At 74.4% G+C, this 19,657-nt stretch carries 10 protein-coding genes; 1 reads left to right on the top strand and 9 read right to left on the bottom strand.

Annotation, left to right across the window (positions count from 1 at the left end; genetic code table 11):
• Positions 1-61: 61 nt before the first annotated feature.
• The 4 genes from NUT86_RS27165 to NUT86_RS27150 all read right to left on the bottom strand — a co-directional run bounded on the left by NUT86_RS27165 (position 62) and on the right by NUT86_RS27150 (position 9,920).
• The gene (locus NUT86_RS27165; protein ID WP_266439375.1) at positions 62-1,462 is read right to left on the bottom strand and encodes a dipeptidase; all 1,401 of its coding nucleotides are present in this window, start codon (positions 1,460-1,462) and stop codon (positions 62-64) included.
• 10 nt (positions 1,463-1,472) lie between these two features.
• On the bottom strand, positions 1,473-5,390 hold the full coding sequence (locus tag NUT86_RS27160; protein ID WP_274738031.1) for an ATP-dependent DNA helicase: 3,918 nt from the start codon (positions 5,388-5,390) through the stop codon (positions 1,473-1,475).
• Between the two features lie 161 nt (positions 5,391-5,551).
• A complete protein-coding gene (locus NUT86_RS27155; RefSeq protein ID WP_274738029.1) occupies positions 5,552-9,127 on the bottom strand; it encodes an ATP-dependent helicase in 3,576 nt (1,191 codons plus the stop codon).
• Positions 9,128-9,515: 388 nt separating this feature from the next.
• Entirely contained in the window at positions 9,516-9,920 is a 405-nt protein-coding gene (locus tag NUT86_RS27150; RefSeq protein WP_109892451.1) for an MGMT family protein, read from the bottom strand.
• A 188-nt stretch (positions 9,921-10,108) separates the two neighbouring features.
• On the opposite strand from NUT86_RS27150, the gene NUT86_RS27145 reads away from it, so the two are divergent.
• Positions 10,109-13,126 (top strand): lysylphosphatidylglycerol synthase domain-containing protein, encoded by a 3,018-nt coding sequence (locus NUT86_RS27145; RefSeq protein ID WP_167540515.1) that lies wholly within the window; start codon positions 10,109-10,111, stop codon positions 13,124-13,126.
• Positions 13,127-13,223: 97 nt separating this feature from the next.
• Here NUT86_RS27145 and moeZ read toward each other — a convergent pair whose 3' ends face one another.
• The 5 genes from moeZ to NUT86_RS27120 all read right to left on the bottom strand — a co-directional run bounded on the left by moeZ (position 13,224) and on the right by NUT86_RS27120 (position 19,403).
• Complete coding sequence (gene moeZ / locus NUT86_RS27140; protein ID WP_018089439.1) at positions 13,224-14,402, bottom strand: adenylyltransferase/sulfurtransferase MoeZ; 1,179 nt, start codon at positions 14,400-14,402, stop codon at positions 13,224-13,226.
• Between the two features lie 409 nt (positions 14,403-14,811).
• Positions 14,812-15,768: an NAD-dependent epimerase/dehydratase family protein gene (locus NUT86_RS27135; protein WP_026169597.1), complete on the bottom strand. Its 957-nt coding sequence runs from the start codon at positions 15,766-15,768 to the stop codon at positions 14,812-14,814.
• Between the two features lie 256 nt (positions 15,769-16,024).
• Complete coding sequence (locus NUT86_RS27130) at positions 16,025-17,242, bottom strand: hypothetical protein (protein ID WP_274738027.1); 1,218 nt, start codon at positions 17,240-17,242, stop codon at positions 16,025-16,027.
• Positions 17,239-17,469, bottom strand: a complete 231-nt coding sequence (locus tag NUT86_RS27125; RefSeq protein WP_266439363.1) for a hypothetical protein — start codon at positions 17,467-17,469, stop codon at positions 17,239-17,241. The genes NUT86_RS27130 and NUT86_RS27125 overlap by 4 nt, the downstream gene beginning before the upstream one ends.
• Positions 17,463-19,403: a DUF3492 domain-containing protein gene (locus tag NUT86_RS27120; protein WP_274738024.1), complete on the bottom strand. Its 1,941-nt coding sequence runs from the start codon at positions 19,401-19,403 to the stop codon at positions 17,463-17,465. Before NUT86_RS27120 ends, NUT86_RS27125 begins: the two co-directional genes overlap by 7 nt.
• Positions 19,404-19,657 lie beyond the last annotated feature (254 nt).

The following is a 19,657-nucleotide window of genomic DNA, read 5'->3' as shown; positions in this document are numbered from 1 at the left end:
TCCCCCTATGGCGTGGGTGATTGCTGCGTACGGGCGCGGGTCGGTACGGCGGTGCGCGCGGTCAGGCCGTGTGCCAGGTCTCCGCCAGGTCGCCCCACAGGTGGGCGGCGGTCTCGACGCCCTTCATCAGCAGGTCGAGCTCGACCTTTTCGTTCGGTGCGTGCCAGCCGTCGGACGGGATGGAGATGCCGAGGAAGAGGACCGGGACGCCGAGGACGTCCTGGAGGTCGGCGGCCGGTCCGGAGCCGCCCTCGCGGGTGAAGCGGATCTTCTGGCCGAAGGCCCGGCCCATGGCGCGGACGACGGACTGGAGCGCGGGGTGGTCGAGCGGGGTGAGGCAGGGGCGGGTGGCGCCCCAGAAGGAGATCTCGTGGCGGATGCCGGCCGGGAGGCTCGCTGCGACCCAGTCGCGTACGGACTGCTGCACGGCGGCCGCGTTCTGTCCCGCGACCAGCCGGAAGGACAGCTTGAGCTGTGCGGTGGCGGGCACGATCGTCTTGCCGCCGGGGCCTTGGTAGCCGCCGCCGATGCCGTTGACCTCGGCGGTGGGGCGGGCCCAGATGCGTTCCAGGGTGGTGCTTCCGGCCTCGCCGAGGGGGGCGTGGGAGTGCGCGGTGCGCAGCCACTCCTCCTCGTCGAAGGGGAGCTCGGCGAAGAGTTCCCGTTCGCGGTCGGTGAGTTCGATCATGCCGTCGTAGAAGCCGGGGACGGCGACGCGGCGGTCGGTGTCGTGCAGCGCGGCGGCCAGCCGGGCGGCCTCGGTGGCGGGGTTGGGGACGGCGCCGCCGAACGATCCGGAGTGGATGTCCTGGTCGGGGCCGTAGAGGTCGATCTGGCAGTCCGTCAGGCCGCGCATACCGGTGCACACCGTGGGGGTGTCCTTGGACCACATGCCGGTGTCGGAGACGATCACCGCGTCGCAGGCGAGGCGGTCGGCGTGCTTTTCGATCAGGGCCGGGAAGTTCGGTGAGCCGGACTCCTCCTCGCCCTCGATCAGCAGCTTGAGGTTGACGGCGGGGGCGGTGCGACCGGTCGCGGCGAGATGCGCGCGCACGCCCAGGGTGTGGAAGAAGACCTGGCCCTTGTCGTCGGCGGCACCGCGGGCGTAGAGCTTGCCGTCGATGGTCTGCGGCACGAAGGGGTCGGTGTGCCAGCCGTCCTCGCGGGCGGCGGGCTGGACGTCGTGGTGGCCGTAGACGAGCACGGTCGGCGCGGACGGGTCGCCGGAGGGCCATTCGGCGAAGACCGCGGGCAGGCCGCCGGTCTCCCAGATCTCGGCGGTCGGGAAGCCGGTGTCGGTGAGCTTCGCGGCGAGCCATTCGGCGCTGCGGCGTACATCGCCGGCGCGCTCCGGGTCGGCGGACACGGAGGGGATGCGCAGCCACTCGGCGAGGTCTTCGAGGAAGGCTTCGCGGTGGAGGGTGAGGTACGCGTGGACGGCGCTGTCCGGGGTTGTGCTCATACGACCGAGCCTATCGGCCTTCCGGGGGAGGCCGGTCGGCGGTCTCGCCGAGCAGGATGCGTTCGAGCCCGGCCCGGCCGGGGAGCCGGGCGGGTCTGACCACCTCGCCGCTGCGGACGTAGAGGAAGGCGGCGTCGACGGCGGAGGGCTCCAGGCCGTACCGCTCGGCCCAGGCGAGGCGGTAGACGGCCAGCTGGAGGGGGTCGGCGGTGTGGGCGCGGCCGGTTTTCCAGTCGACGATCTCGAAGCGGTCGCCGTCGGGGCCGGGCTCCTTGTAGACGGCGTCGATCCGGCCGCGGATCACCCGGCCCGCGAGGGTCAGCTGGAAGGGGGCCTCGACCCGGTAAGGCGTGCGGTGGGCGTAGGGGGTGCGGGCGAAGGCTTCCTTGAGGGCGTCGAGGTCGTGCTCGTCGACGATCTCGGTTTCCTCGCCCGGTTCGGCGCCGGGCAGTTCGTCGGGGCCGAGCAGCGGCAGCGTGAGCTCTTCGAAGCGGGATTCGACCCAGGCGTGGAAGCGGGTGCCCCGGCGGGCGCCGGGCTGTGGCGGGCGCGGCATGGGGCGGGCGAGCTCGCGGGCGAAGCCGTTCGGGTCGGCGGCGAGGCGGAGGAGCTGGGTGGCGCTGAGCGCGGACGGCAGCGGGACGTCGCGGACGGTCGCGCGGGCGCGGCGCAGCTCGGCGGCGAGCGCGTCCAGATCGCGGTCCCAGGAGCCGACGGTGCGGCGCTCCTCGGGGAGGAGGGAGTGGGGGGCGGTGTCCTCGTCGGGAAGGGCGATGTCGTCGGGATGGGCGGTGCCCTCGTGGTGGGTGGTGACGGGGTCGGGGTGGCTGGTGTCGGCCGTGTGGGCCGCGTCGGCCGGGTCGGTGAGGTCGGGCTCGGTGGAGCGCTGGGCGACGATGCGGGGGCGGGGTGCGGGCCGGGCCGCCGCGGGGGCGGGCGCGGTCCCGTTCCCGGCCCGACCCTGCGTCTGGGCCCGGGCCTCGGCCTCGGCCTCGGCGGTGTCGTACGCCGGGACGTCGTGCACCGCGGCGTCCTCGGACGGGCCGGCGTCGGACGGGCCGGCGTCGGACGGGCCGGCGTCGGACGGGCCGGCGTCGGACGGGCCGCCTTCGAAGGCATCAGCTTCGAAAGGGTCCGCCTCGAAAGAACCCGCCGCGAAGGGGCCGGCATCGGGCACGTCGTACGCCGCGGCGTCCTCGAACGGGTCGGCTTCCCGGAGGCCGAATGCGTCGGTCTCGGGTACGTCGTACGGGTCGTAAGGGTCCGGTTCCCATGTGTCGTCCGGCGGGGGCGGCGGCCAGTCGGGGTCGTGGGCGGAGAGGGAGGGCGCGGCGGACGCGGAGACGGTCGCCTGCTGCCCCGCCTGCTGCCCCGTCCGGCGTTCCAGGTGGGCGCGGACCGTGGCCGCGGCGGCGCGGCGGCGGGCGGTGGCGGTGGGGTCGAGGGGCAGCGGCCAGGCCTGTTCCGTGGCGGCCTCGGAGAGGGCCGGGTTCTCCTCGCCGTCCTCGGGGGCCGCGGCCCAGTGCTCGATCTCGCCGTGTCCGGCTTCGCAGTGCTCGCGCAGGGCCTCCAGGAAGGCGGACGGGCCGCGCGGCCGCTTCTGCTGGGGGCCCCACCAGTGGCCGGAGCCGAGCAGCAGGGAGCGGGGGCGGGTGAAGGTGACATAGCCGAGGCGGAGTTCCTCGGTTTCCTGGTGCTGCTTCATCGCCTCCTTGAAGGATTTCAGGCCGCGGGCGGTCCATTCCCCGACGTCGGGGAGGGTCGCCGCGTCGCCGCGCAGGGCGTGCGGGAGGACCTTGGGGCGGCTGGTCCAGGACTCGCGGGCCTGTTCACTGGGGAATTGCTTGCCGACCAGGCCGGGTACGGCGACGACGTCCCATTCCAGGCCCTTGGATTTGTGGGCGGTGAGCACTTTGACGGTGTTGTCGCCGCCGGGGAGGGAGCTGTCGAGGCCCTTCTCGTACTGGACGGCGGTGCGCAGAAAGCCGAGGAAGGCGAGGAGGGTGGCGTCGCCGTCGAGGGATTCGCCGCCCTGTTTGGCGGCGAATCCGGCCGCGATGTCGAGGAAGGTGCCGAGGGTTTCGCGGCGGCGGGCGGCGAGGGCGTGCGGGGATGCGGACAGCTCGACTTCCAGGCCGGTGGCGGCGAGCACCCGGTGGAGCACGTCCATGAGGGGGTCGCCGAGGGAGCGGCGCAGGTCGCGGAGTTCGGTGGCGAGGTAGGCGAAGCGCACCCGTGCCTCGGCGGAGAACGGGAGGCCGTCGTCGGGTCCTTCGGCTTCCAGGAAGGTGTCGAGTGCGTCGGCGAGCGAGATGGTCTCGGCGGGGTCGACGCCCTCGACGGCCTCGGCGAGGCGTTGTCCGGGGTCGTCGGACGGGCCGCCGTGGTGGACGAGGGTGCGGGCGCGGCGGCCGAGGAGCGCCAGGTCGCGGGGGCCGATCCGCCAGCGCGGGCCGATCAGCAGGCGGACCAGGGCGGCGTTGGCCGTGGGGTCCTGGAGCACCTCGCAGACGGCGACGAGATCGGCGATCTCGGGCAGATGCAGCAGCCCGGAGAGGCCGACGACCTCTACGGGGATGTCCCGGGCGACCAGTTCGCCCTGGATGCGGGCGAAATCACCGGCGGTGCGGCAGAGGACAGCGATTTCTCCGGGTGGGGTGCCGGTGTGGACGAGGTGGGCGAGGGAGTCGGCGAGCCAGGTGAGCTCTTCGGCGTGGGTGGGCAGCAGGGCGCAGCGGACGAGGCCGTCGCGCTCGGCGCCGGGGGCGGGGCGCAGGGCTTCGACGCCTTCGTGCATCCGGCGGAGGGGGGCGGCGAGGCCGTTGGCGAGGTCGAGGAGGCGGCCGCCGCTGCGGCGGTTCTCGCTGAGGGCGTACCGGCGGGCGGGGGTGCCGTCCTGGAAGGGGAAGTGGGCGGGGAAGTCGTCGAGGTTGGCCACGGAGGCGCCGCGCCAGCCGTAGATGGCCTGGCAGGGGTCGCCGACGGCGGTGACGGCGTGACCGGTGGCGTCCCCGGCCCCGGACCCGGCCTCGTCTCCGGCCCCGGAGCCGGCACCGAAGAGGCCGGAGAGCAGCAGGCGTTGGGCGACGGAGGTGTCCTGGTACTCGTCGAGGAGGACGACGCGGAATTCGTCGCGCAGAATGCGGCCGACTTCCGGGCGGGTGGTGGCGAGGGTCGCGGAGTGGGCGATCTGGTCGCCGAAGTCGAGGAGGTCGCGGCGGCGCTTTTCGCTGCGGTAGGCGGTGACGAGGTCGAGCAGTTCCAGGCGGCCGCGGGCGGTTTCGGGGGCCTTGCGCAGGTCCGCGTTGGTGAGTTTCACACCGTCGAGGGCGGCGAGGAGCTCGCTGTCGTAGGCGCGGAGTGCGGCGGGGTCCACGAGGTGTTCGGCGAGCTCGGCGTCCAGGGCGAGGAGGTCCTCCACGAGGGAGGGCAAGGAGGTGGTGAGCGCCGGGTAGGGGCCGGGGGCGGCGCGCAGGGTACGGGCGGCGAGCTGGAAGCGGGTGGCGTCGGCGAGGAGCCGGGCGCTGGGTTCCAGGCCGATGCGCAGGCCGTGGTCCTTGAGGAGCTGGCCGGCGAAGGCGTGGTAGGTGGAGATCCGCGGCTCGCCGGGGGGCTGGTCGCCGGTGGCGGGCGGAAGGGCGTCGGGGTCGGTGACGCCGGCGGCGAGCAGGGCGGCCCTGACGCGTTCGGCGAGTTCTCCGGCGGCTTTGTTCGTGAAGGTCAGCCCGAGGACCTGTTCGGGGGCGACCTGGCCGGTGCCGACCAGCCACACCACGCGGGCGGCCATGACCGTGGTCTTGCCGGATCCGGCTCCGGCCACGATGACCTGCGGGGCGGGCGGGGCGGTGATGCACTCCGTCTGCTCCGGGGTGAACGGGATGCCGAGCAGCTCCTTGAGCTGCTCGGGGTCGGTGAGGCGAGCTGACACAGCAAGAACCGTAACGGCCGCCACTGACAGTCGCCGTCGCCGGCTTCGTCGTCGCAGGTCACGGGGCAGAGTCGGGGCACGGGGCCATGGCCGGGGCACGGGGCCATGGCCGGGTCACGGCGGTGGCTCGCGGCCGCCCGGCGGCCGGGCGTCCCGCCCGCTCACTCCACGATGTGCCGCCCCTCCGGCTGGGCGCTGCACGAGGCCCGGAAGGAGCAGTGGGTGCAATGGCTGCCGGTGGTGGGCGTGAACCGTTCCTCCAGCACGCGGCCCGCGGCGGTGGCGAGGAGTTCGCCGACCCACTCCCCGTCCAGCGGCTGCTGCGCCTGTACGGCGGGCAGCGCGTCGCCGCCCTCCTTCTGGGGTGCGCCCAGCCGCAGATGGACCAGTTCCGCGCCGCCCGGTTCGGGGGTGCGGCCGTCGAAGGCGTCGTCGACCGCGCCTTCGCGCACCGCGAGCTGGTAGACGGCGAGCTGGGGATGGCGGGCGACTTCGGGGCCGGTCGGTTTCTGTTTGCCGGTCTTGAAGTCGACGACATACGCCCGGCCCTGTGTGTCCTGGGAGACGTGGTCCATGCTGCCGCGGATACGGACCTCGTAGGCACCGGCCCGGAGGGTGAGGTCGAAGCCGTGCTCGGTGGCGACGGTGTCCCGGCCGCGGGTCTCGCGTTCCATGACGTGCCAGCGCAGGAAGCGCTCCAGGGCGGCGCGCGCATGGTCCTTTTCCTGGCGTGACTTCCAGGGGGCGTCGAAGGCGAGGGCGTCCCATACGGAGTCCAGGCGCTCCATGAGGACGGTCAGATCGGCGGGGGTGCGGCCGGAGGCGACCTCGTCGGCGAGCACATGGACGACGTTGCCGAAGCCCTGGGCGGCGGTGGCCGGGGTGTCCGCCTTGACCTCGCGGCCCAGGAACCACTGGAGGGAGCAGGTGTGGGCGAGCTGGTCGAGGGCGCTGCCGGAGAGGACCACGGGACGGTCGCGGTCGCGCAGCGGGACGCTGCTGTGAGTGGGTTCGTGCAGGCCCCACCAGTTGTCCGGGTGGGCGGCCGGCACCAGGGGATGGTGGTCGTCGTCGTGCAGCGCGGCCAGTTTCGCGAGCCGCTGGGCGGCGGCCTCGCGCAGCGCGGGGGTGGCCGCGGGGTCGACGGTGGTGGCGCGCAGCTCGGCGACCAGCGCGGCCACCGAGAGGGGGCGGCGGGGGCGGCCGGTGATGTCCTGAGGGGTGACGCCCAGCTCGGTGAGGAAACGGGACGGCTGGTCGCCGTCGTCGGCCGCGGCCTTCACGGCGGTGACGACCAGGCGTTCGCGGGCGCGGGTGGTGGCCACGTAGAACAGCCGGCGTTCCTCGGCGAGCAGCGCGCCCGGGGTGAGCGGTTCGGCCAGGCCGTCGCGGCCGATCCGGTCGGCCTCCAGGAGCGAGCCACGCCGGCGCAGGTCGGGCCAGAGGCCTTCCTGGACGCCGGCGACGACGACGAGCCGCCATTCCAGGCCCTTGGCACGGTGGGCGGTCATCAGCCGTACGGCGTCGGGGCGGACGGCGCGGCGGGTGAGGGTGTCGGCGGCGATGTCCTGGGCGTCGAGTTCCTCCAGGAAGTTGAGGGCGCCGCGGCCGCCGGTGCGTTCCTCGGCGCGGGCCGCGGTCTCGAACAGGGCGACGACGGCGTCCAGATCCCGGTCGGCGTTGCGGCCGGCGGCGCCGCCGCGGTGGGCGGCCCGCTCCAGGCGCTGCGGCCAGGGGGTGCCGTCCCACAGCTCCCACAGGGCCTGCTCGGCGGTGCCGCCGCCGGCCAGCAGTTCGCGGGCCTTGCGCAGCAGCAGGCCCAGGCGCTGGGCGCCGCGCGCGTAGGCGGGGTCGTGGGCCACCAGGCGCTGGGGTTCGGCGAGTGCCCGGGCGATCAGCTCGTCGGAGGGCCGCGGCAGCGGTTGTCCGGCGGCGCGCTCCTCCTCGCGCAGGGCGCGGCCCAGGCGGCGCAGGTCGGCGGAGTCCATCCCGCCCAGCGGGGAGGCCAGCAGGTCGAGCGCGGTTTCGGCGTCGAGCCACCAGGGGGTGGCGGGGGTGGGGGTGACCCCAGTGGATGCGCCGGCACCAGGGGCATCCGGAACGGGCTCGTTCACGTCAGGTGCGCCCGGCCCTGCCTCGTCCGCATCGGATCCGCCGGGCCCTGCCTCGCCCCCATCGGCCTCGTCCCCACCGGGTTCGCCCACACGGGACGCGTCCACAACAGATGCGCCCCCACCGGCCTCACCCCCACCGGCCTCATCCACACCGGCTTCACCACCACCGGCCCCGGCGCCACCATCGACAGCATCGGCCAGCTCACCCTCGACAGCATCGGCCAGCTCACCATCGGCAGCCCCACCCGGCTCCTGCCGGAGGGCGGCCCGTGCCGCCGCCCGGAGGGCCGTCAGCAACGGGGCGACGGCGGGTTCGTGGCGCAGCGGCAGATCGTCGCCGTCGATGTCGAGCGGTACGCCGGCAGAGGTGAGCGCCCGGCGCACGGCGGGGAGCGAGCGCCCTCCGGCGCGGACGAGGACGGCCATCTCGCGCCAGGGCACCCCGTCCTCCAGGTGGGCACGCCGCAGGATGTCGGCGATGTTGTCGAGTTCGGCGCCGGGTGTCGGGTACGTGTACACCTCGACGCGGCCGCCGTCCCGTACGGGCGCGGGCTCGCGGTGGGCGCGGACCTTCTGGGCGGGCAGCCGGGTGAGCGGCATCCGGCGGGTGAGCAGCCGGGTGGCCGCGAGCAGGGTGGCGCCGGAGCGCCGGGAGGTGCCGAGTACGGCCACCGGGGCGGGGGTGCCGTCGCCGCGCCGGAAGGTCTCGGGGAAGTCGAGGATGCCGTTGATGTCGGCGCCGCGGAAGGCGTAGATCGACTGGTCGGGGTCGCCGAAGGCGATGAGGGTGCGGCCCGGGGAGCCCGGTGTGCCGGTGGCCCCGTGGTTGCCGGCGAGCGCGCGCAGCAGCCGTACCTGGGCGACGTCGGTGTCCTGGTACTCGTCGACATAGACCGCGTCATAACTACGGGCCAGCTGCGCCGCGACATCGGTGTGTTCGGCGAGCAGCACCGCGCGGTGCACCAGCTCGGCGTAGTCCAGGACACCCTGGGCGTCCAGGACGTCGAGGTATTCGGCGAGGAAGGCGGCCGCGGCGCTCCAGTCGGGGCGGCCGGTGCGCCGGGCGAAGGCGCCGAGGGCCTCGGGGCCCAGGCCCAGTTCGCGGCTGCGGGCGAGCACCGCGCGGACCTCGTCGGCGAACCCGCGGGTGGTCAGGCAGGCCCGCAGTTCGTCCGGCCAGCTCACCAGGGCGCGGCCGGCGCCGGCCAGCTCCGCCTGTCCTTCGAGGAGCTCACGGACGACGAGGTCCTGCTCGGGTCCGGACAGCAGCCGCAGGGGGTCGGCGAAGAGGTCGGCGTCCTGGTGGGCGCGGACCAGGGCGTAGCAGAAGGAGTGGAAGGTCGTCGCCTGCGGGATGCCCGCCCGCCGTCCGCCGACGGCCGTACCGGGACGCCCGTCGGGCTGCCCCTCAAGAGCGGCCAGCCGGGCCGCGAGCCGGTCGCGGAGTTCGACGGCGGCCTTGCGGCTGAAGGTGAGGACGAGGATCCGCTCGGGGTCGTCGCCGGCCCGTACCCGGCGGGCCACCGACTCCACCAGGGTGGTGGTCTTGCCGGTGCCCGGCCCGGCCAGGACCAGCAGCGGCCCGTGCCGGTGGTCAACCACGGCGCGCTGGGCTGCGTCCAAGTCAGGAGGATCCACCCGCCCCGGCGGGGTGCGCACCAGTCGGTACGCGCCCGCGGCAGCCCGCCGCGCCGCCCGGTGGGGCTGCTGCGTCGGCGGGGCGGCCGAGAAGGAGGAACTCACGTGGATCGCCGGTCCTGAGGAGGTGCTCGTCGTGGTGCGTGGGTGGTGCGATGGGGGTCCCCCCGGACGGGGTCCGGAGGAGCGCCGCGGTGCGGGCCGCCGGCCGGGAAATCGGTCCGGCGGTGCGGTGCGCGGCGGGGCCGTCCTCGTGACGGCAGTGCCCGACGCTACGCGAGTCGGCACCCGGGCCGCAGCGCGCCCCACGAGCCGTCGCGCACCGCCGCCGGTACCAGCGCGTCCCATGAGCCGCCGCGCACCGCCGTCGGCACTACGGAGCGGCGCCGCCGTTCTGCTGCCCGTCCCAGCGGGCCCGCCGCATGTCGAGCCTCGGTATATGGTCCTCGGCCTCCTGGGCCGCGGTGCGCAGGGGGGTGCCTTCCTCCCGGTAGTGCGCCAGTGCGCGCAGTTCGCTGCCGGGCAGCAGCCGGCCGTCCGCGCGCACCACCCGCCACCAGGGCACCGCGCCGCCGTAGAGCGCCATCACCCGCCCCACTTGGCGCGGCCCGCCGCCGCCCGCCGAGGGCAGCCCTTCGGGCGGCTCCTCGTCCCTGAGCCACTCCGCGACGTCCCCGTACGTCATCACCCGGCCCGCCGGGATCAGCTCGGCGACGGCGAGGACCCGCTCCGCGTAGGCGGGCAACTCACCTTCCGCCGTTTCTCCGGTCCCACTCATTCGGTCCATCCTGCCGCACGGCACCGACAATGGGAGCGGACACACGGTCCCGCACCCCCGGGAGGTCGGCGGCAAGGCGCCGTCAGCCACGGTGCGGGGGAGGATGTTCCGCTTCCCGCACCCCCGAAATGCACCCTGATGCCCCCCTCCAACGGTCGGCCGTGCCACCATCTTCCGGACGGTGACTGGTGATACGAGATCAAGAAGAGACGGCCGAGCAGCAGGGTGCAGCGCCTCCACGGGAGGCGGGCGCCCCTGAGGCGCTGGCCGTCGACGCCGCCGGCACCGCTCCCGGACCGGCCGCTGTGACCGAGCGGCCCGAGCGGCAGCAGGTGGCGCGACAGGGGAAGCACCAACGGAAGCCGGTCACGGCTTCCGCTACCGAAAAGGCGAGCACGATCGAGAAGGCCGAACGACCCGGGGCGCCCCAGAGGCCGGAAGGGCCCAAGGAGCCCGAGCCCAGCGAGCGGCACGAGGAGGAGCGGGACAGCGAGCAGCCCGAGGAGGAGCAGGTCCGGCACGACCAGGGCGAGGAGCAGATGTCCGGCACGGCCCGCAGCAAGCCCCGTACGGGCTCGCACCGTGCCGATCTGAGCGCCGACGAGTACGGCGAGTTCCACGTCGACCGGGTCTCCGGCGACGAGCCGCTGCTGCCCGCGCGGGTGCACCGGCCCTCCGACCTGCTGCGGCTGCTGCTCGGCATCGCCGGGATCGCGCTCGTCCTCGGCCTCGCCACGTTCGCCCACGGCACCACCCAGGGCCTGGAGAACGACATCGGCAGCGGTGCGAAGGCGGCGCCGCCGCTGCTGATCAACCTGGCGGGGCTGACCTCCAGCGTCGCGGTGCTGATCGTGCCGGTGGCGTTCGCCGTCGAGCGGCTGATCAAGCGGGACGGACTGCGGATCGCGGACGGGGTGCTCGCCGCCGTCCTCGCCCACGGGGTGTCGCTGGCCACCGACCTGTGGGTGGCCGAGGCCGCCCCGCCGTCCATCCGGGACGCGCTGACCCAGACCCTCGACAACGGTTCCCTCTCCGCTCCGGTGCACAGCTACCTGGCGCCCGTGATCGCCTATATGACGGCGGTGGGCATGTCGCGGCGGCCCCGTTGGCGGGTCGCGATGTGGTGCGTGCTGCTGCTGGACTCGTTCGCGGTGCTGGTCGGCCGGTACACCACACCGTTCGCGATCGTCACGACCGTGCTGATCGGCTGGACCGTCGCCTACGGCACCCTCTACGCCGTCGGCTCCCCCAACGTCCGTCCCACCGGCCAGAACCTCCTCGCGGGGCTGCGCCGGGTCGGTTTCCACCCGGTTTCCGCGCTGCGGGCGGAGGACGCCACCGGCGCGGAGCAGTCCGAGCACGCCGACCGCGGCCGCCGCTATCTCGTCACCCTGGAGGACGGCCCGCCGATCGATGTCACGGTCGTCGACCGCGAGCAGCAGGCGCAGGGCTTCTTCTACCGCGTGTGGCGCCGGCTGTCTTTGCGCGGCATCAATCAGCGCCGCAGTCTGCAGTCGCTGCGCCAGGCGCTGGAGCAGGAGGCGCTGCTGGCGTATGCGGCCATCGCGGCCGGTGCCAACGCCCCCAAGCTGATCGCCACCTCCGAGCTCGGCCCGGACGCGGTGATGCTGGTCTACGAGCACATCGGCGGCCGCAGCTTCGACTCGCTGGCCGACGAGGAGATCACCGACGCGCTGATGCACAGCGCCTGGCGGCAGGTCGAGGCGCTGCAGTCACGGCGGATCGCGCACCGGCGGCTGGTCGGTGACGCGCTGCTGGTGGACCGTTCCGGCCATATCGTGCTGACCGAGCTGCGCGGCGGGGAGATCGCGGCCGGTGATCTGGTGCTGCGGATGGACATCGCCCAGCTGCTGGCCACCTGCGGGCTGCGGGTCGGCGCCGAGCGGGCGGTGGCCGCGGCCGTCGAGGTGCTGGGTCCGGACGCGGTCGCCGACAGCCTTCCGCTGCTGCAGCCGATCGCGCTGAGCCGCACCACCCGCGCGACGCTGCGCCAGCTGGCCCGGGAGCGTGCCAAGCGGGAGCGGGAGGCGGTGCTGGAGGCCTCGCAGGCCGCCAAGGAGGCACGGGAGGCCCGCGACGCGGCGGGCCCGAAGGACCGCAAGACGATCCGGGCCGAGCGGCACGCGGAGAAGAACGCCGAGAAACGGGCCCTGGACGAGGCGACCGAGGAGGCCCGTGAGGAGGATCTGCTGGCGCAGATCCGCCGGCAGGTGCTGCTGATCCGCCCGGCGGCGGTGATCGAGCCGGCGAAGCTGGAGCGGCTCAGCCCGCGCATCCTGATCAGCTGGATCGCCGGCGCGTTCGCGGTCTATCTGCTGCTGTCGCAGCTCACCCACTTCAACCTCAGCGATCTGATCAGCGAGGCCCAGTGGATGTGGGTGCTGGTCGCGGTGGGCTTCTCTGGGCTGACGTACATCGCGGCGGCCATGAGCCTGCTGGGGTTCGTCACGGAGAAGGTGTCGTTCGTCAAAACGGTCATCGCACAGATCGCGGGCAACTTCGTGAAGCTGGTCGCGCCCGCGGCGATCGGCGGGGTGGCGCTCAACACGCGCTTCCTGCAGCGTGCCGGGGTCCGTCCCGGCCTGGCGGTGGCGAGCGTCGGCGCCTCCCAGCTGTTCGGGCTGGGCAGCCACATCCTGCTGCTGCTGACCTTCGGCTATCTGACGGGCACCGAACGGACCCCGACGATCTCCCCGTCCCGTACGGTCATCGCCGGGCTGCTGACCGTGGCCGTGCTGGTCCTGGTCGTCACGGCGGTGCCGACGCTGCGGAAATTCGTCTCGACACGGGTGCGGTCGCTGTTCGCGGGCGTGGTCCCGCGGATGCTGGACATCCTGCAGCGGCCCGGGAAGCTGGTCACCGGTATCGGCGGGATGCTGCTGCTGACGGCGGCGAACGTGATGTGCCTGGACGCCTCCATCAGGGCGTTCGGCGGCGGCGACACGATCAGCTACGCGAGTATCGCGGTGGCCTTCCTGGCCGGTAACGCGCTGGGTTCGGCCGCGCCGACGCCGGGTGGTGTGGGTGCCGTCGAGGGCGCGTTGTTCGGCGCGCTCACCGTCGCCGGGCTCGCCGGTGACGTGGCGTTCCCCGCGGTGCTGCTGTTCCGGCTGATGGTCTTCTGGCTGCCGGTGCTGCCGGGCTGGCTGGCCTTCACCTATCTGACGCGCAAGGGCGAGATCTGAGCGGGGACGGCCGCCCGCACCGGGGGCGTCCTCCAGACAGCGCGAAGGCGCCGGTCCGTGGTGCACGGACCGGCGCCTTGCGGGTGGCGGGGGAAGCTCAGTAGACCGGCTTCTCCGGCTCGACGGTGTTGACCCAGCCGATGACGCCGCCGCCGACATGCACGGCGTCGGCGAAGCCCGCGGACTTCAGGACGGCCAGGACCTCCGCGGAGCGGACGCCCGTCTTGCAGTGCAGGACGATCTTCCTGTCCTGGGGGAGGTCCTGGAGGGCGGTGCCCATCAGGAACTCGTTCTTCGGGACCAGCTTGGCGCCGGGGATCGAGACGATCTCGAACTCGTTCGGCTCCCGGACGTCGATGATCTCGATCTTCTCGTCGCCGTCGATCCACTCCTTGAGCTGCTTGGGAGTGATCGTCGAGCCGGCCGCGGCCTCCTGGGCCTCCTCGGACACGACGCCGCAGAAGGCCTCGTAGTCGATGAGCTCGGTGACGGTCGGGTTCTCCCCGCAGACGGCGCAGTCCGGGTCCTTGCGGACCTTGACCTGACGGTAGGTCATCTCCAGTGCGTCGTAGATCATCAGCCGGCCGACGAGCGGGTCGCCGATCCCGGCGAGCAGCTTGATGGCCTCGTTGACCTGGATGGAGCCGATGGAGGCGCACAGCACACCCAGGACGCCGCCCTCGGCGCAGGAGGGCACCATGCCGGGCGGCGGGGGCTCCGGGTACAGGCAGCGGTAGCAGGGGCCGTGCTCACTCCAGAACACCGACGCCTGACCGTCGAAGCGGTAGATCGAACCCCAGACGTACGGCTTGTTCAGCAGCACGCAGGCGTCGTTGACCAGGTAGCGGGTGGCGAAGTTGTCGGTGCCGTCCACGATCAGGTCGTACTGCGCGAAGAGCTCCAGGACGTTCGTGGAGTCCAGGCGCTCTTCGTGGAGGTTGACGGTGACGTACGGGTTGATGCCCAGCACCGTGTCCTTGGCGGAAGCGGCCTTGGAGCGGCCGATGTCCGCCTGGCTGTGGATGATCTGGCGCTGCAGGTTCGACTCGTCGACCTCGTCGAACTCCACGATGCCGAGCGTGCCGACGCCGGCCGCGGCCAGATACATCAGCGCGGGCGAGCCCAGGCCACCGGCGCCCACACAGAGCACCTTGGCGTTCTTCAGCCGCTTCTGCCCGTCCATCCCGACATCGGGGATGATCAGGTGGCGGGAGTACCTGCGGACCTCATCGACGGTGAGCTCGGAAGCGGGCTCGACCAGGGGTGGCAGCGACACGGGGACTCCGTTGGTCGGTCTTGATGGGGTTCCCCCCGCCCGAGCCGAGCCGAGAGTGGGGGAGCTTGCTCTCCCCGTAACACTGCCACGCCCTTCTTCATTCCGAGACACCCGTTCCGATGCGCGAGACGATTTCGTCCCAGTAGCCGGGCAGGGGCGCCCGGGCCGCTCCGCGCCGGTCACGACGGCCCCGATCACGACGGCCGGTGACGTGCTCCGTGCCCGCCCCTGCCGGCGGGCGTTCCGCGGTGTCTCGTCGAGAGGGGCGCGCGGCACACCCTGGACGAGGCGACGGAACCACTCCGGAGGGTGGTCGGCGGCCCTCCCCCTCAGCTCTTCGGAGAGCAGCTCGCCGACCGGGCGCGCACCGCCGCACCCGCCCCGGCGTCCCAACAGGCGGACACCGGTCTCAGATGCGGCATGCGGCCTCCATCCAGATGTCGGCGAGGGACTCCTCCAGCCCGATCCGGGGGCGCCAGCCGAGGCGGTCGCGGGCGGTGCGCACATCCGCCTGCTGCCAGGTGCCGCAGCCGTCCGGGTACGGGTAGGTGGCGGGCGGCGAGCCGGCCGGGTGCTCCGGGGACGGGCCGGGGATGACCAGACGGGCGGGCGGGGAGTCGAGTTCGTGGAGGGCGCCGCCGAAGCCGGCGACCCGGGCGAGCACCGACGCGGCCTCACGCAGCCGTACCGCCCGGCCGGTCCCGATGTTGACGACGCCCTGCGCGGCGGACAGCGAGGCGGCGTGCACCGCCCGCGCCACATCGCGCACATCGACGAAGTCCCGTTGCACCCCGAGCCCGCCGAGCTTGAGTTCGCTGTCGCCGGACTGCATGGCGCGGCGCATGGCCTCGGCGAGCCGGCCGAGCGGCGATCCCGCCGGGGTGCCGGGCCCGACCGGCGAGAAGATCCGCAGCACGACGGCGTCGAGCCCGGAGCCCAGGACCAGTTCGGTGGCGGCGAGTTTGCTGACTCCGTACGGGCCACCGGGGCGCGGGACCGCGTCCTCGGCGGTGGAGGAGCCGGGCTGGGAGGGCCCGTACTCGGAGGCGCAGCCCAGGTGGACGAGCCGGGCACCGCAGCTGCTGCGCCGCAGCGATTCACAGATGGTGGCGACCGCGACGGTGTTGTGCCGGGTCAGCTCGCGGGCGCCGCCACGGGTGGCACCGGCGCAGTTGACGACGACACCGGGGTGGACCGCGTCGAGGAAGCGGGTGAGCGCCCCCGGGCTGCCGGTGGCCAGGTCGAAGCGGACGTCGGCGTCGTCGCCCCGCCCGAGGGCGGTGAGCTGGACGGCGGGGTCGGCGAGCAGGCGGTCGGCGACATAGCGGCCCAGGTAGCCGTTGGCGCCGATGAGCAGCACCCTCATCGTGCGACCCCCCGGTCCGCGTGGCGTGTGGTCGGCTGGACGTTCATATGTCGTGCTCCTAAGGCGGATCGAGGGAAGCAGGTCGGCTTCGGCCGCGGAGTCGGCGTCCGCCCCGGGGGCGGGGGCCACATGGGGGGTGAGGTCCGCGGTGAAGAGGCCGGAGCGGCCGTTTCGGGGTGCCGCTCCGGGGGTGGTGCGTGGTGGGGGTGCCCGTGTGGGGGTGCGGGGTATCGGGGGCCGGTGGTCGTCCGGAGGGTCACGGCCGGTGCGCCTCCGGACGTCCGGAGGGGGCGGGCCAGTGTGCGCAGGCGCCGGTGAGCGCCCGCAGGCCGTGGACGAGGAGGCCGAGGGCGGCGGCGGTGCAGGCCACGGCGGGTACCGCGGCCGGTCCCGCAGCGGCGGTCAGTGCCTCGACCGGGACGCCGAGCGGGGGCAGGCCGGGGAGCCGGGCGATCAGCACCAGGGCCAGGGCGAGGGCTTCCAGGGCGGCGGCCGAGGCCAGGCCGGCCGCGGCCGCCTCGGGGAAGCCGTGCACGGCGAGCAGCCGGGCGAGGAAGAGCAGCACCCCCAGCGCGGCCGCCGCCACCGGCGTGCTCACATCGCCGCGGCCGAGGACCGCTTCCGCACCGAGGAGCAGCGCCGCCAGCGCGGCCAGGAAGAGCAGGGTGGCGGCGAGCAGCAACGGCCGTACCCGGGCGGCGAGTTCTTCGAGTCCGCGGCTGGCGGCCAGGACGCGTCGTCCGCGCACCGTGAACCAGTGGGCGCAGCCGGCCGCGGGGGCGAGGGCGAAGGCGAGTGCCACGGCGGGGGCGACGGCGGCCCGGGGAGCGGCGTGGGGCAGATCGGGGCCGCCGGCCAGCAGCTGTCCGAGCAGCCAGTCTCCGTACACCGCGTACCCGGCCGTCCAGCAGCCCCACAGGCCGGCGGTGCGCGGCCCGGTGCCGTGGCGCAGCCGCAGCGGCCCGGACCGTACGCCCAGCCGGACGGCGAGGGCGAGCAGGACCAGGCCCGAGGCACCGACGGCGGTGCGTACGGCGGGAGTTGCCCCGGTCACCGAGGCGAGGGCGGCGACGGCCGCGACGCAGACGGCGCCGGGGAGCAGCTGCAGTGCCCCGCACACGGTGCGGGAGCGCCGGGCGGGGGCGGCCTCCTGGTACGGCGCTGCCGCGGGGGCGGCGTCCGCGGCGGCGCGCGGCACCCGGGCGTAGAGCTCCTCGGCCAGCGAGAAGACATCGCGGTGCCGGAAGCGGGCGGCCGTGCGGTCGGTGACACCGTGCGCCTCCAGGCCGGCGGCGATCTCCAGCGCGTCGACAGCGCGGGCGCAGAGTTCCTGGTGGTGGTGCATCAGGGTGCGTACGGGGTCGGCGGGGCCGCGGCGCAGGGGGCGGGCGGCGGCGTCCTTGCGCGGGGGCGCGGGCCGGTCGGCGCGCACCTCTCCCGGAGCCGCGGTGGTGCCGCCTTCGGGTGTGGTCATGCCCCGTTCCCCCTCCCCCGGGGCTGCGCGCAGCCGCCCGGAGCGGGGCGGGGGTGCGCGGTACGGCGCCGGGGCGGGCGGCCGGGGCGGCCCGGGGTGCGCCGGTCGGCGCGGACGCGGGCGGGGCTGCCGGGGCGGCCGCCGTGCGCCACATCCGCCATGCCCGTCACCAGTGCCACACCCACGACACCCATCGCACAGATCACGTCCAGCACACCGGTCACCATTGCTCTCTCCCTCGCGCCGGCCACACCTGGTTGCCCGCCGTGTCATCGCGTCTCACGGCCTGTCCCCTTTCCCGGACGACGTCCCCGCCCCCGGTCTCCGTGCGCGCCCCGTCGGCGACCGGCACCGCGGCGGGCCGCCCGGCCTCGGACGCCGCCCAGCTCGGCGTTCGGCCGGCCGGGACGGTGGCCGCCCTGGCGGCGGTGCCGGTCGCGGCCCAGCGGCCGGGGACATGGGACTCGGCAGGGCGGGCGAACGGCCGCGGGACCCCGTGCGCGTCCCGGGTGCGGCAGGCGGCCGGGCGGGCCGGGGCACGGGAGATCAACTCCAGGTAGATGCCACGAAATGCCGCGACGTTCTGCTCGACGGTGAACAGCTCCAGCGCCCGCGCCCGGGCGGCCGCGCCCAGCCTGGCCCTGCGGTCCGGGTCGGCGAGCAGCGCCGCGCAGGCCTCGGCCAGGGCGCGGGGGTTGCGCGGCGGGACGACCAGCCCGGTGCCGCCGATGACTTCGCAGACCGCCCCGGCGTCGGTCGACACCGTGGCGCGGCCGCAGAACATCGCCTCCACCAGGGAGCGCGGAAAGCCCTCGATGACGCTGGAGAGCACCACCACCGCACCGGAGGCATAGGCGTCCTCCAGGGCCGGCACCTCGGGGCTGCCGATCTCCTCGAAGCTGACCGGGCTCTCGCCGACGGTGCGGGCGTCGGCCGCCTCGTCGGGGAAGAGCTGGGCGGCCAGCGCCCGGCAGTGCGCGAGATAGCCGGGCGCCCGGGGGTCACGGCCGGGCCCGCCGATGATCCGCAGCGTGGCCGCCGGCTCGGCCTTCCGTACCTCCGCGAAGGCGTGCAGCAGCGCGATGAGGTCCTTCGCGGGCTCCACCTTGCCGACCCACACCAGTGTTTTGGAGTCGTCAGCGGCGGCGTCCGCGACCGCGGCGAAGGGGGCGGCGTCCATGCCCGGGTAGACCGTGCGCAGCCGGGCGCGGTCGGCACCGCAGCGCTCCTGCCAGCGCCGGGCGTGGGTGTTGCCGGGGGTGATCAGTGCGGCCTGGGCGTAGGTCTCGGCGGCCAGTGCGCCCTGGAAGGCGGCGAGCAGCGCGCGCACCGGCACGCTCAGCGGCGAGGTGGCACGGGCGAGGTAGTGCTCGCGCAGCCGGACGCCGTACTCGGTGACCAGGAGCGGGGTGCCGAAGAAGCGCTTGGCCAGCAGTCCGGGGAGGGCGGCCGCGCCGCCGGAGGTGGCATGACAGAGGTCCACACCGCCGAGACCGGGGGTGTGCCGGTCGCCGTACCAGTCCAGGGACAGCGGCCGGAGCGCGAGTTCGAGCCGGTCGGTGACCGCCAGCAGGTCGTTGACCTGCGCGCCCTGGGCGGCGGGCAGTGCGCGGGGGCCGTGGCAGACGGCTTCCAGGATGCGTACGGCGCCCTCGGAGTGCAGCATCGCGGGCAGTCCGCCGTGTTCCCGGGCGAGTTCGGCGAGCCCGTAGAGACCGGCGGCGAAACGGTCCGCCTTCCTGGTCACGGGCGTATCGGCGGCACTGTCGGGGCCGCTGGGCGGGTCCCCGGTCGGCGCGCCCCCGTGCGGTGCGCCGCCGGCCGGCCCGCTCCCGGCGGGCACCGTGGCGAAGGCCGTCACGAGATCGCCGAAGCGCTCGGCGAAGCGGCGCCGTGCGCGGCGGCCGGGGGTGCGGCCCTTGCGCTCCTCGGCGGCCCGGCGGTGCCCGACGGGGAAGTCGCCCCACAGGGGGGCGCGGTGCACCAGGCGTACGTGTTCCGGCAGTTCGGGCCGGGGCCGCGCTTCCTGACGGGCGTCGGCGCTCAGGGCGTAGACCTCGAAGTCATGGCCGGTGAGCCCGCGCACGAGCCGGTCGCACCACGCGTGCGCCTCACCGGACGCATCCGGATAGCCACCTTCAGTGAGCAGTCCAATGCGCATGAGTGCACCCCCGTCCTCCCCTGTCGACGTCCCTGGTGGGCCGGCGGCACGGCCGCCACCTGCAGGAAGAAGCTATGCAAAAGGGCCGGTGGCGCGATGGACGGTTGTCCATCGCGCCACCGGAAGGGGTGAAAGCACGTAACTTTCCGCCCCTAAGGGCGTTTCTTCGCGCTATGTGGGAACCCGCGCCTGCCGGGTGGACCGGCACGGGGCATGGCCCGGCCCCGCGTGGCGGGCGCGCCGGGAGCCGGGTC

The sequence above is a fragment of the Streptomyces sp. G7(2002) genome, from assembly GCF_028870195.1.
Lineage (GTDB): Bacteria > Actinomycetota > Actinomycetes > Streptomycetales > Streptomycetaceae > Streptomyces > Streptomyces nigrescens.
The sequence above is the reverse complement of the archived record's forward strand: the minus strand, read 5'-3'. Positions and strand labels throughout refer to the sequence as shown.